Annotated in this window: 10 protein-coding genes; 5 read left to right on the top strand and 5 right to left on the bottom strand. The window is 64.1% G+C overall.

What is annotated here, in order from left to right:
* Nucleotides 1-33 precede the first annotated feature (33 nt).
* Nucleotides 34-708, top strand: coding sequence for a helix-turn-helix domain-containing protein (locus V5B40_RS20315; protein WP_332356208.1), 675 nt, complete (start codon nt 34-36; stop codon nt 706-708).
* A 99-nt stretch (nt 709-807) separates the two neighbouring features.
* The gene (gene dksA / locus V5B40_RS20310) at nt 808-1,233 is read left to right on the top strand and encodes an RNA polymerase-binding protein DksA (RefSeq protein WP_332356207.1); all 426 of its coding nucleotides are present in this window, start codon (nt 808-810) and stop codon (nt 1,231-1,233) included.
* A 175-nt stretch (nt 1,234-1,408) separates the two neighbouring features.
* On the opposite strand, the gene pnp is transcribed toward dksA, so the two are convergent.
* The 4 genes from pnp to V5B40_RS20290 form a co-directional block, all read right to left on the bottom strand.
* Complete coding sequence (gene pnp, locus V5B40_RS20305; RefSeq protein ID WP_332356206.1) at nt 1,409-3,520, bottom strand: polyribonucleotide nucleotidyltransferase; 2,112 nt, start codon at nt 3,518-3,520, stop codon at nt 1,409-1,411.
* 218 nt (nt 3,521-3,738) lie between these two features.
* Complete coding sequence (gene rpsO / locus V5B40_RS20300) at nt 3,739-4,008, bottom strand: 30S ribosomal protein S15 (protein WP_291996353.1); 270 nt, start codon at nt 4,006-4,008, stop codon at nt 3,739-3,741.
* Nucleotides 4,009-4,383: 375 nt separating this feature from the next.
* Nucleotides 4,384-5,898 (bottom strand): transposase family protein, encoded by a 1,515-nt coding sequence (locus V5B40_RS20295; protein WP_332356205.1) that lies wholly within the window; start codon nt 5,896-5,898, stop codon nt 4,384-4,386.
* Nucleotides 5,895-6,797, bottom strand: a complete 903-nt coding sequence (locus V5B40_RS20290) for a Druantia anti-phage system protein DruA (RefSeq protein ID WP_332356204.1) — start codon at nt 6,795-6,797, stop codon at nt 5,895-5,897. The genes V5B40_RS20295 and V5B40_RS20290 overlap by 4 nt, the downstream gene beginning before the upstream one ends.
* A 430-nt stretch (nt 6,798-7,227) precedes the next feature.
* On the opposite strand from V5B40_RS20290, the gene V5B40_RS20285 reads away from it, so the two are divergent.
* The 3 genes from V5B40_RS20285 (at nt 7,228) to V5B40_RS20275 (ending at nt 10,194) form a co-directional block, all read left to right on the top strand.
* The gene (locus V5B40_RS20285) at nt 7,228-7,902 is read left to right on the top strand and encodes a glycosyl hydrolase family 18 protein (RefSeq protein WP_332356203.1); all 675 of its coding nucleotides are present in this window, start codon (nt 7,228-7,230) and stop codon (nt 7,900-7,902) included.
* Nucleotides 7,903-8,023: 121 nt separating this feature from the next.
* Entirely contained in the window at nt 8,024-9,121 is a 1,098-nt protein-coding gene (locus tag V5B40_RS20280) for a polysaccharide deacetylase family protein (protein ID WP_332356202.1), read from the top strand.
* Nucleotides 9,094-10,194, top strand: a complete 1,101-nt coding sequence (locus V5B40_RS20275) for a glycosyltransferase family 2 protein (RefSeq protein ID WP_332356201.1) — start codon at nt 9,094-9,096, stop codon at nt 10,192-10,194. Before V5B40_RS20280 ends, V5B40_RS20275 begins: the two co-directional genes overlap by 28 nt.
* Nucleotides 10,195-10,380: 186 nt before the next feature.
* On the opposite strand, the gene dsbD is transcribed toward V5B40_RS20275, so the two are convergent.
* Complete coding sequence (gene dsbD / locus V5B40_RS20270) at nt 10,381-12,198, bottom strand: protein-disulfide reductase DsbD (RefSeq protein WP_332356200.1); 1,818 nt, start codon at nt 12,196-12,198, stop codon at nt 10,381-10,383.
* Between the last annotated feature and the right edge of the window lies 1 nt (nt 12,199).

Raw genomic sequence — 12,199 nt, 5'->3', positions numbered from 1 at the left:
ACAAGGAAGAAAACGCCGGCGTCAGCAAAGCCAATGGTGACCCCGGCCCCGGTCGCGTCTGGCGAGACCGGTCTGGTCAATCAGGTGCGCGCCGTGGCTGGCAGGCTGCTCGCCGTCAGCTCGGCGGCCGGCGTTGCCGGGCGGACGCTGGAAGCGGCGGGCAAGGTCTCGCGAGCGCTCCTGGATGGGCAGGCCATGGAGGCCGCTGCGGAGGTCTTGCGCGTGGTTCTGCCCAGTGCGGCTGATTCTGCCGCCTGGGCCAGGACCGGCGCAGCGGTGCGCAAGCTGCGTGAGAGCGCGGGCCTGACGATCGCTGAGCTCGGCGTCGCCATCGACCTCCAGGACCCGTCGCTGGTCGAAGCGCTGGAGAATGGTCGCCTGGCGGTCTCCTTCGAGCTGATTCTTCGTCTGGCGGCGGTTTTTGGTCGCAAGGACCCGGTCGGTTTCGTCATGGGCCTGACGCGCACCGCCAACCCGGAGCTGTGGAAGAGCCTTGAAGACCTCGGCGTCGGCAAGCTGGTCCTGCAGTCCGTGCGGGAGCACCAGTTCGTCAATATCTACCGCAGTAACGACGACGCGCGCAGCCTCAGTGATGAGGAGTTCACCGAGATCCTGAGCTTCACCCAGGCAGCGTTCGCGATGGCGATGGCCCAGCGAGCACGCTACAAGCAGCACTCTGGCGCTTCCGTGCCGGCTGCAACTGAGTGATCCTGTGGGCTGCGGAGCGCATTCTGGGGAACTGTCGGCTTGCCAGACGGCTGCATTTCTGATATCTAGTCGTCTCTTTTGAAATCAGGGTCTTTTAAAATGGCTGACGAGTTGACGTACAAGCATTTCACCCCTTACGCGGTGCAAGCGGGCGAGGAGTATATGGACAGCGGTCAGCTGGCTCATTTTCGCGGCATCCTCGAGGCGCTGAAGCACCAGTTGATCGAAGACATCGAGCGTACGGTGCATACCATGAAGGATGAGGCGACGGTCTTTGCCGACCCCAATGACCGCGCCAGCCAGGAAACGGACATCGCCATCGAGCTGCGCAACCGCGACCGGGAGCGCAAGCTGATCAAGAAGATCGAGGAGACGCTGGAATCCATCAACAGCGGTGACTATGGCTTCTGCGCCGCTTGCGGGGTCGAGATTGGCATCAAGCGTCTCGAAGCGCGTCCGACGGCGACGATGTGCATCGATTGCAAGACTCTGGAAGAAGTGCGCGAGAAGCAGATGGCCAAGTAGCTGGCGGCTTGTGGGCGTGCTGCGGGGCTTCAGCGCGGGGCGCCACACGGTCGGCGCAGGTGTGCAGCCGCAGGCTTGGCACACCAAGCGACAAAAAAAAGGACGCCGTGGCGTCCTTTTTTCTGTTCCCGCACGAGCGGCTCGACTGCAGCCGCGAGGAGAGGATGGAGGGTGATCAGGCGGCCGGTGGCACGCCGCCTTCTTCGACGGTCAGCGCCTTCATCGACAAGCGGACGCGTCCCTTTTCATCGGCTTCGAGGACCTTGACGCGAACTTTCTGGCCGTCCTTGAGGTAGTCGGCAACGGCATTGACGCGTTCGTTGGCAATCTGCGAAATATGCAGCAGGCCGTCGCGGCCAGGCAGGATGCTGACGATGGCGCCAAAGTCGAGCAGTTTCAGCACCGTGCCGTCATAGACCTTGCCGACTTCGACATCAGCGGTGATCGACTCGATACGCGCCTTGGCGGCGTCGGCGGCCTCGCCACTCACCGAGGCGATGGTAATCGTGCCGTCGTCCTTGATGTCGATAGTGGTGCCGGTTTCCTCGGTGATGGCCCGAATGACCGCGCCGCCCTTGCCAATCACGTCGCGGATTTTCTCCGGATTGATCTTCATCGTGTACAGGCGAGGGGCGTAGGTCGATACCTCCTCGCGATGGCCGGACATCGAGTCCTGCATCTGCTTGAGAATGTGCAGACGGGCTTCGCTGGCCTGGGCCAGAGCAATCTGCATGATTTCCTGGGTAATCCCCTGGATCTTGATGTCCATCTGCAGTGCGGTGACGCCGTTTTCGGTACCCGCAACCTTGAAGTCCATGTCGCCAAGGTGATCCTCATCGCCGAGGATGTCGGTCAGGACGGCGACCCGATTGCCCTCCTTGATCAGGCCCATGGCGATGCCGGCGACGTGCGCCTTGAGCGGTACGCCAGCGTCCATCAGCGCCAGCGAGGCGCCGCAGACCGAGGCCATCGAGCTCGAGCCGTTCGACTCGGTGATTTCGGAGACGACGCGGATGGTGTACGAGAAGTCTTCCGGCGACGGCAGCACCGCGAGGATGGCCCGCTTGGCCAGGCGACCATGGCCGATCTCACGACGCTTCGGCGTGCCGACGCGGCCGCATTCACCGGTCGCGTAGGGCGGGAAGTTGTAGTGCATCATGAAGCGCTCGCGATACTCGCCGGCCAGCGCGTCGATGATCTGTTCGTCACGACCGGTACCCAGCGTGGCGACGACGATGGCCTGCGTTTCGCCGCGCGTGAACAAGGACGAGCCGTGCGCACGCGGCAGGACGCCGGAACGGATGGCGATCGGCCTGACCGTGCGCGTGTCGCGACCGTCGATGCGCGGCTCACCGGCAAGGATGCGGCCACGTACGATGCGCGCTTCGGCGTTGGAAACCATCCGCCGGACGGCGCTGGCGTCGGGGGCGTTGTCATCGGCGCTCATCGCTTCGACGGCGTAGGCGGTGATCTCCTTGAGGCGCTGGCTGCGCAAGCCCTTGCTGGTGATTCCGTAGGCTTCCTTCAGCTCGCCTTCGACGAGTTGGTCGAGCTTGGCGTGCACGGCTTCGTTGCGGGCCGCGGCTGACCAGTCCCATTCCGGCTTGCCGGCTTCTTCAACCAGCTCGTTGATGGCGGTGATCACCGCCTGCAGCTGCTGGTGTCCGAACATCACGGCGCCGAGCATCACTTCTTCGGACAACTCCTGGGCTTCCGATTCAACCATCAGCACCGCTGCCTGGGTCCCGGCGACAATCAGGTTGAGCTGGCTTTTTTCGAGCTGGCTGGTGCCCGGGTTGAGCACATAGTCACCGTTGAGGTAGCCGACGCGGGCGGCACCGATCGGGCCGTCGAAAGGGATGCCGGAGATCGCCAACGCGGCCGAGGCGCCGATCATCGCCGGGATGTCGGGGTCGATTTCCGGGTTCAGCGACATCACCATGGCGACGATCTGGACCTCGTGGTAGAAGCCTTCGGGGAAGAGCGGCCGCAGCGGCCGGTCGATCAGGCGCGAAGTCAGCGTTTCCTTCTCGGAGGGGCGACCCTCGCGCTTGAAGAAGCCGCCGGGGATCTTGCCGGCGGCGTAGGTTTTTTCAATGTAATCGACAGTCAGCGGGAAGAAGTCCTGCCCGGGTTTGGCGGTCTTGTTGCCGACCGCACTGACCAGGACGACGGTGTCGTCCACCGAGACGATGACGGCGCCACCGGCCTGGCGGGCAATTTCGCCGGTTTCCAGGGTCACCTGATGGGCGCCGTAGGCGAAGCTTTTCTTGACGATATTAAACATGGTTGCCTCTCTCTCAATAGTCTGCTACGTGCCTGCCCACAACTCTGGCAGGGAATTCAACACTTCAACATTTTCAACAACTCGGCATTCAACAACTCAAGCGGCGTAGCAGCAGGCCAGCCGCGGCAGTAAAAACAGCGGCGCAGCCCGGGGGGGCTGGCCGCTGGTGGCTCTGGGAATGGCCTGCGCCTGAGCGCAGGTCGCTTCGGCGAGCAGACTTATTTGCGCAGGCCGAGGCGCTGCAGCAGGTTGCGGTAGGAATCAGCGTTGGTGCGCTTGAGGTAATCAAGCAACTTGCGGCGCCGGCTGACCATGCGCAAGAGACCGCGGCGCGAGTGGTTGTCTTTTTTGTGTTCTTTGAAGTGACCGGTGAGGTCGTTGATGCGGGCGGTAAGCAGCGCTACCTGGACTTCGGACGAACCGGAGTCGCCAGCGGCACGCTGGTACTCGGTCATGATTTGAGCTTTCTGCTCAACAGTGATCGCCATGTCAAACTCTCTTTCGTAAAAACGGCGCAGCCCCAGTTTGATAGAGCCGACGCCAGGTGGATTAAGGTATGGATTCGCTCGGCGAAGCGAACCCGGGATTCTAACGGCTGAGCCATCCGGGGGCAAGCGAGAGTTGTCCTCGCCAGCACTGACGCATGACCCAGCCGAATCGTGTCCGTTTGCCGGTAACGCCCGCTTTTGCGGTCGAGGCGGTCAGATTGCGGTTGGCTGGCGGCAAAGAAAGGACGGGGGGGATGGAGTCAGTCAGGAGGATGTCGAAAGGTTTTTTGGACTTCGCTACGATCGCCAGGCGAGCCTTTCCGGACGCGGCGTACGCCGCGCTTGAGAGGATGTTTCGGTGACGCCTGGGTGAGCTCACTCAAGTTGAAGCAGGAATGGCTCGGCGAGGAGCACGCGGATGCGTGCTGGGTCGAGCCAGGGGGCGGCGCAGGAGCTTCGGATGAAGGCGATGGCACCGCGCACGCCGAGTTCCTGATAGAGGTCGCGTAGCTGTCGGGTGAAGCGTGCCAGGGTATTGAACACATGCGCCAGGCGCATCAGGAGGTGATAGCCCTGCATGGCATTCCAGTCGAGGGCAAAGGCATGCTCGTAGTGGTAGCCCTGGTGCTTCTCGACCAGGAAGCCCGCTTCGATGCCCCAGCGCTGGCGGGCGCCGAGGTTGCAGCGCTCATGGACATTGTTTTGGCTGAGCGGCTCGCTGGAGAGCCAGGCGTGGCGCCCCGTTTTGGTCACGGTCGCGGCCTGTTGATCGATCCACTCCCAGCTTTCCTCACAGACCACCACGTGCAGTTTGAGACGCTGACGCCCGTTCGAACCAAAGGCATAGTCGATGGCGTTGACCCAGATGAAGCGTTGTCGGCGTCGTCCCCAGCAGCGCTGCACGGCTTGCGGCTTCAGGGCATGGAGCGCGCGGAACTCCTGCCAGACCGTGGACAAATCCTTGTCCTTGAGCACGATCATGAACTGCCAGTGGGCGCGCAAGCAGCGCCGCATCACCGGCCCGTTGGCGTAGAGGCCGTCGAGCAGGAGCAGGATCGGCAGGCGGGGGAACAGCGTCTTGAGCCGGTCGCTCAAGCGCACAAAGCCGCGCAGCTCGCAGTCCTGCTTTTGCGCTTCGGGTTCGCCCAGCGCGTGTTCGAGGAACTCGCTGAGCAGTGGGATGACCAGGCCGTTGTGGAAGGCAAAGCTGGCCTCGAGGACGTAGACGAAGTACTGGGTGTGGCGGGTTTCCTCCTTGCCGACGGTGCGCTGCAGGAGTTCCTCCGCCCAGAGGGTGTCGCCGGCGAGCTTCTGTGAGCCGTCTATGGCGATGGGGTAGCAGTGGTTGATCAGATAGCGGCGGAAGCTCTTGCCGCGGATCAGCCGCCTCACCAGATCGACGTGGGCCTGTTCGAGCTGTTCAAGGTCAATGTCGCGCAACAGCCGAAACAGGGTGTCGGCGTGTGGCAGGGTATCGATCTCCGGGAACAGCAGGTGGAGGTTGGCCATGAACTGGGGACGGGATATTTCGCGGTTGGTCTCGCGCCGGGAGGAGAACTGAAAGACGAACATCAGCAAGCCGTAGAGCAGAAGCACGGTCAGCTTGTGCCGGCGCTTTTTGGGATCTCTCGGGTCGGGAATTTGTTCCAGTTGAGCGAGCAAGGCGGGCAGCTCTTTGCGCAGGAGGCGCATCTGTTTGCTCACGGCGTCCTCGCGGTGTTCCTCGTCGACGGTCGCGAAGGCCGAGCTTCTGTTGGGCAATGGAGCGGCTGAGTGGGGGACTTGTCCCGTTGCGCGCAGCTTCGCGTTCAGTACCTTCTCCTGCCGTTTCTTTTCCGAGCGCAGTTTCTTGATGGCAACGCGTGTCGGGCGACGGCAAGGTTTGCTCATGACCGCGGGCTCCCCGGCGCGGCGCACAGCGAGGCGCAAGCATCCGAGGTCAGCGCTTTGACCCACACCTGGCGGGGCGTGCTGTGATAGGACTGGCCAGGGCGGGCCAGCCCGCGCCCGCTGCTTGCCCCAAGCAACTGCCAACCGGCGGCACGGTAGCAGGTGCCGGCATAGTGACGCGGATCGACGAAGGTCTCCAGCAGCAGGGGCTCGAAGCCCCAGTGCTCGAGCCAGTCCGCGCGTGCGCGGCGCGCGAGTTGTCCGAGCACATGACTGGCCAGATGCGGCACCCGGACGTGCGGAAAGATCAGGAAGCGGCTGTTGTTCACCACCCGCGCCAGGTTCTCGCGGCGGGCCTGGGGCGTCCAGCCGATCCAGCGGTCGCGCACGGCTACCGCGCGGGCAGCACCGGCCAGAAGGACGCAGCCCAGCCGCCGGTCGCCCGCCTTGATGAAGTAGCGCAGCCGGTAACCGAAGGCCCCCTGGAAACCCAGCGGGTGCCAACGCGCCACCAGCGCATCCCACTGCGCCACCCGGGTCGCGTCGCGAACCACTGCCAGGGACACCGGCGCGAGCGCCGACAGGGCGCAGTGCACCGCCGGCTCGGCAACGGGGGTGGCGGATGCCGAGGGCGGCGCGCAACGGCGCGGCGGCGAGGGCCTCAACGCAGGTAGGACCAGCAATCCGGCCGCCTGCAAACGTTCCAGGAGCTCCAGGCAGGCGCTGATCTTCGCCGTCCCCGTCGGGGTCGTCCACCCCAGGTGCTCGCAGACCGTCGCCGCCAACTCCTTGCGTGCCAATCCCGGCAGCCACGCGACCGTCGCGCAGAGCTCGGCAATCTCCGTCGCGCTGAACACGCGACCACAGTGCACCCATTCCCCCGCACTCGTTGCAAGCATCGCAAAACCTCCGACTGAAGCGCAGATTGATTACGCTCCACCTATCCTGCCAGAAGTCCGCCCGGCTGTCTAGCCCTCTTGTGCGAAGGTTTTTTCTTGCGACGCACCGCCAGGCCTTGAAAATACCGGGATGCAGCATTCATGCGTCAGGGCTGGTCGTGCGGCCTCTACCGTTCGGAACTAGAGCCTAGCTTCCTGCCTGGAGCGCGACCATGTTCGGCGCCAAAGCTCTCCGCCAAACGGCGTAGCACTTTCCCGCTGAGCCACCGAGGCCAAATCAAATTGGATGCGCGCCAGCCAATAGCGGCGCTAACGATCATTGCAGAGCGGGCAGCCACCCCGTATCATGAAACATATTGAGGCGCGGTCTGCGCGCCGACCAAAGTTAGAGGCACCAGGGGTGGTGCTTGACAGAGGCATCAGAGGGGGTGTGGGTGAGGACGGCACGCTGCGCGAGAACGATGCGCTGCGCACCGCATACGTCAGCGACCACATTCGCGCCCGCCGACCCGACCTGTCGCTGGTGCCGCTGGTCAACAACTGGAACGGCCACGAGTGGGAAGGCGCCAAACTGGGACGCATGCTCGCCGATCCGGCTGCACGCAAGCGAACGATCGAGCAGATTCTCGTCTTGGTCGAAGCGCATCGCTATGCCGGCATCAGCATCGACTTCGAGAACATTGCCGCCAAGGCGCAAGCCGACTTCCAGCGCTTCATGGCCGAGCTGTATGCGGTGATGCATCCGCGCAAGCTGCTGGTGTCGGTCAATGTGCCGGCTGCCGACGCCGCTTTCGATTACCGCCGTCTGGTGCGCAACGCCGACTATCTGATCCTGATGGCCTACGACGAGCACTGGGCCGACGGCTCGCCGGGGCCGATCGCCAGTCTGCCGTGGTTCGCGCGCGTCCTGCGCGCCAGACAGCGCGACATCGCGGCCGAGAAAATGATCGTCGCCATCGGCAACTACGCTTACGATTGGGGCCCCCGGCCAGCTGGCCGAGGAGCGCACTTTCGAAGAGGCCGTTCTCATTGCCAAGGAATCGGAAGGCAAGCCGCGGCTCGACCCCGCCTCGCTCAACCCGACCTTCTCTTACGCCGACGATGACGATCGCCGCCATCACGTCTGGCTGCTCGATGCCACGACTGCCTTCAACCAGCTGGTCACCCTGCGCTCGCTGCAGCCGCGCGGCGTCGCCCTGTGGCGGCTTGGCAGTGAGGATCCCGCCTTGTGGAAGGTCTTCGGCAGGAAAGGTTCGCTCGACGCCGCACGCGCCGAGGAACTGGCCGAAATTCGTTTCGCCTATGGCGTCGACTACGAAGGCCAGGGCGAAGTCCTCGAGGTCACTGCGCAGCCGCAGATCGGCCGGCGGACCATCAAGTTCGACGCGCAGCGCGGCCTGATCTCCGGCGAGCGTTTCACCGCTTTTCCGTCGCCTTACGTCATCACCCGCCACGGTAGCGCCGAGCACAAGATTGTCCTCACTTTCGACGACGGGCCCGATCCCAAGTCCACGCCACTGATTCTCGACGCCCTGCGCGAGGCCGGCGTGCCGGCGACCTTCTTCATCATCGGCGCCAACGGCCAGAACCATCCGGAATTGCTGCGCCGCGCGATCGCTGAAGGGCACGAGTTGGGCAACCACACGTTCACCCATCCCAATATTTCAAGCATCTCGCCGCAGCAGCTGGAACTCGAGCTTTCTGCCACGCAACACCTGCTGGCCAGCGAAGTCGGTCGGCACTCCCTGCTCTTCCGCTCGCCCTATGCCGTCGACGCCGAGCCGGAAACCATCGACCAGGTTCGCCCCGTCGAACTCGCCGCCCGGCAAGGCTATGTCAACGTCGGCATGCAGATCGACCCGGACGACTGGAAGCGTCCCGGCAGCGACGCGATCGTCAAACGCGTCGTCGAGGCCGCGGAGCGCGGTGAAGGCAACATCGTGTTGCTGCACGATTCGGGCGGCGACCGCACCCAGACCATCGCCGCGATTCCGGGAATTGTCGAAGAACTGCACAAGCGTGGCTTCGAATTCGTCACCATTGCGCAGCTCCTCGGCCGCAGCCGCGACGCCATCATGCCACCGGTGCCGCCCGAAGAGCAGCTGCGCAGCCGCTTCGACGGCGCCGCGTTCGCGGTCATCAACTGGGCTGGCGCGGCGATCGACTGGCTGTTCGTCCTCGGCATCGTTCTGGGTATTGCGCGTCTGCTCTTCGTTGGCGGGCTCGCCGTGTACCAGCGCTACCGCGAGCGTCATCGCGTTTTGATCCGGCCTATGCGCCATCCGTCGCGGTCGTCGTGCCGGCCTTCAACGAAGAAAAAGTGATCGTCCAGACCATCGCCTCGCTGCTCGCCTGCGACTCGCCGGGGCCCCTCGAAATCATCGTCGTCGACGACGGTTCGAGCGACGCGACCTATCGCGTGGCCAGCGAAAGTTTTGCCAGAGACCCACGCGTGCGCGTGTTCAGCCAGGCCAACGGCGGCAAGCCCGCCGCGCTCAACTTCGGTTTCGCGCAAACGACGGCCGAAATCGTCGTCGCCCTCGACGCTGACACGGTGTTTACCAGGGACACCGTCAGCAAGCTCGTTCGCCATTTCAAGGACCCGCGCGTCGCTGCCGTCGCCGGCAACACCAAAGTCGGCAATCGCATCAATCTGCTCACGCGCTGGCAGGCGCTCGAGTACATCACCAGCCAGAATCTCGATCGCCGCGCCTTCGCCGTCCTCAACTGCATCACCGTCGTTCCCGGCGCCGTCGGCGCCTGGCGGCGCGAGCTGGTCGAAAGTGCCGGTGGTTTCAGGAACGACACCCTGGCCGAAGATGCCGACCTCACCCTGGCCATTCGCAAGCTTGGCAAGCACATCGTCTACGAAGAAGAAGCCATCGCCCTGACCGAAGCGCCGGACACCGTGCGCGGTTTCATCGGCCAGCGCTACCGCTGGATGTACGGCACCATGCAAGCGGCCTGGAAACACCGTGACGTGCTTTTTCGCCGGCGGTACGGCGCCTTGGGTTTTGTCGCCTTGCCCAATGTCGTCATTTTCCAGGTGCTCTTTCCGCTGATCTCGCCGATCATGGACCTGCTCCTGATCGGCTCGCTGGGATCGGCCGCCTTCAGCTACTCGCACCACCCGGAGGAGTATTCGGCCGACAATCTCTGGCGCGTCCTTTTCTACTACGCGCTCTTCGTCAGCGTGGACTACCTGGCCGCCATCCTGGCCTTCGCCCTCGAACGCAAGGAAAGCTGGGGGCTGCTGATCTGGCTGTTCTGGCAGCGTTTCTTCTATCGCCAGCTGATGTACTACGTGGCCATCAAGAGCACCATCACCTCGTTGAAAGGCGTGCTCGTTGGCTGGGGGAGGCTGGAGCGTAAAGCGAGCGTGCAGGTGGAGGCTTGATCGTCGCGTGGCGATGCCGGGCGAGCGAACGGTCATTACGGTCCTCCTCTCAGTGCGCATTCCGGCTTGCACGCCGGAATCGTTCGCCGGGCAGGGAGCATGCTCCCTGAATTCCCCGCCTCACCCCTGGCCGTTTTCCCGCGAGGGGAGAACGGAGATTCGTGAGCCGCTTGCGCGACTTTCACATTAACCCAGACGCGCCAGCAAGCTGAGGAATTCGTCGGCGCTCATGAAGCCGACGACGCGTACGCCGTCGATCTCCTGGCCCTTGCCGTCAAAGAAAATGATTCCCGGCGGACCGTAGAGATTGAAGCGCTGCAGCAGGGCCTTGTCTTCGTCCGAATTGGCGGTGACGTCAGCTTGCAGCAAGGTCCACCCGGCCAGCTTGGCGCGCACGCGCGCATCGGAAAAAGTGAAACGTTCCATTTCCTTGCACGACACGCACCAGTCGGCGTAGAAGTCGAGCAGCACCGGTTGCCCGGCGCTCTTGATGCGGCTTTCGAGTTCGGCGAGCGTCCGGACGCGGGTGAAAGGCAGCGGCCGGATTTCGACCTCGGCGGCACTGCTGCGCAGTACCGACAGCGGTTGCAGCGGGTCGCGCGAGCCGGCCAGCGCGCCGAGCAGCATCGCCGCGCCGCCGATGAGCATGAAAATCCCGATGCCTTTCCAGAAGCGCAGCCAGCCCTTGCTGTGCGCCGGCAGCGGGTCGAGCGCGTGCAGGTAGATGGCCGGGATGATGAGCAGCAGGGCCCAGGCAATCATTTGTGCGACGACCGGGATGACCGGCGAAAGCAACCACACGGCGGTGGCCAGCAGGAGCACGCCAAACGCTTTTTTGACGGCCTCCATCCACGGGCCCGAGCGCGGCAGCAGGGTACCGGCCGACAGGCCGACGGCGAGCAGTGGGGCGCCCATGCCGAGCCCCATGGCGAACAGTGCTGCGCCGCCGAGGACGGCGTCGCCGCTGCGCCCGATGTAGAGCAGGGCGCCGGCCAGGGGGGCGGCGACGCAGGGTCCGACGATGATCGCCGAGAGCACGCCCATGGCCGCGACAGCGGGAAGCGAGCCGCCGCGCAGGTGGCTGGCTTCCTCGGAGACCTTGCTTTGCAGGAAAGTCGGCAACTGCAGTTCGTAGAAGCCGAACATCGACAAGGACAGGGCGACGAAAACCAGTGCGAAGCCACCGAGCACCCAGGCGTTTTGCAAGGCCGCGGTGAGCAGCGTGCCGGTCACCCCGGCCGCGACGCCCGCCGCGGCGTAGGTGATGGCCATGCCCAGGACGTAGGCCAGCGACAGCGAGAAGCCGCGCGCGTGCGAAACGCCGCGACCGTCGCGACCCGAGCCGACGATGATGCTCGAGAGGATGGGAATCATCGGGAAGCAACACGGCGTCAGGGACAGCAGCAGCCCGAAGCCGAAGAAGCTGGCGACCAGCAACCAGAAGCTGGCATTCTTGAACAACTGTGCGATGCGGCCCGACTCGTCGTCGCTGACGTTCTGGCTCGCTGCGTCGGTGGCGCTGGCGGCTATCGGCGTTGTCGCCGGGTCCGGCAACTCAAGCTTGAGCGTCTGCCTTTGCGGCGGATAGCAGATGCCGGCGTCGGCGCAACCCTGGGAAGTGACTTTCAGGGTCAGCGGCAGTGGCCCGGAGCTGTTGCGTTCGACGGGAATGCGGATCAGCGCTTGCTGGTAATAGACCTCGACGTCGCCGAAATTGGGATCCTCCTTGACCTTGCCCGGTGGCAGCATCGGCGTGCCCAGTTGCACGCTCTCGGGTTCGGCGGCGAAGCGGAATTTGTCGCGGTAGAGGTAATAGCCCCTGGCGATCTCGAAACGCACTTCGATGGTCTGCCCGTCGATAGGCCGTGCCGTCGGCTTGAAGGCGACGGCCGGGTCGAGGAACTCTTCAGCCTGCGCTGGCCAGGCGAGCAGCAGCAGCGAAAGGAAGAGCGGCAGCAGGGAGGAGCGTCGGAGTGGGAGCGGGAACGAGAACAGCCAGGTCATT

Source organism: Candidatus Accumulibacter meliphilus (assembly GCF_036625345.1).
Classification (GTDB): Bacteria; Pseudomonadota; Gammaproteobacteria; order Burkholderiales; family Rhodocyclaceae; genus Accumulibacter; species Accumulibacter meliphilus.
This window is presented reverse-complemented; position numbering and strand designations above follow the sequence as displayed.

What these genes read in the sequence shown, in the direction of transcription:
- V5B40_RS20315 (WP_332356208.1), top strand. Translation starts at nt 34, where the DNA reads ATGGTGACCCCGGCCCCGGTCGCGTCTGGCGAGACCGGTCTGGTCAAT.
- dksA (WP_332356207.1), top strand. Translation starts at nt 808, where the DNA reads ATGGCTGACGAGTTGACGTACAAGCATTTCACCCCTTACGCGGTGCAA.
- pnp (WP_332356206.1), bottom strand. Translation starts at nt 3,520, where the DNA reads ATGTTTAATATCGTCAAGAAAAGCTTCGCCTACGGCGCCCATCAGGTG.
- rpsO (WP_291996353.1), bottom strand. Translation starts at nt 4,008, where the DNA reads ATGGCGATCACTGTTGAGCAGAAAGCTCAAATCATGACCGAGTACCAG.
- V5B40_RS20295 (WP_332356205.1), bottom strand. Translation starts at nt 5,898, where the DNA reads ATGAGCAAACCTTGCCGTCGCCCGACACGCGTTGCCATCAAGAAACTG.
- V5B40_RS20290 (WP_332356204.1), bottom strand. Translation starts at nt 6,797, where the DNA reads ATGCTTGCAACGAGTGCGGGGGAATGGGTGCACTGTGGTCGCGTGTTC.
- dsbD (WP_332356200.1), bottom strand. Translation starts at nt 12,198, where the DNA reads ATGACCTGGCTGTTCTCGTTCCCGCTCCCACTCCGACGCTCCTCCCTG.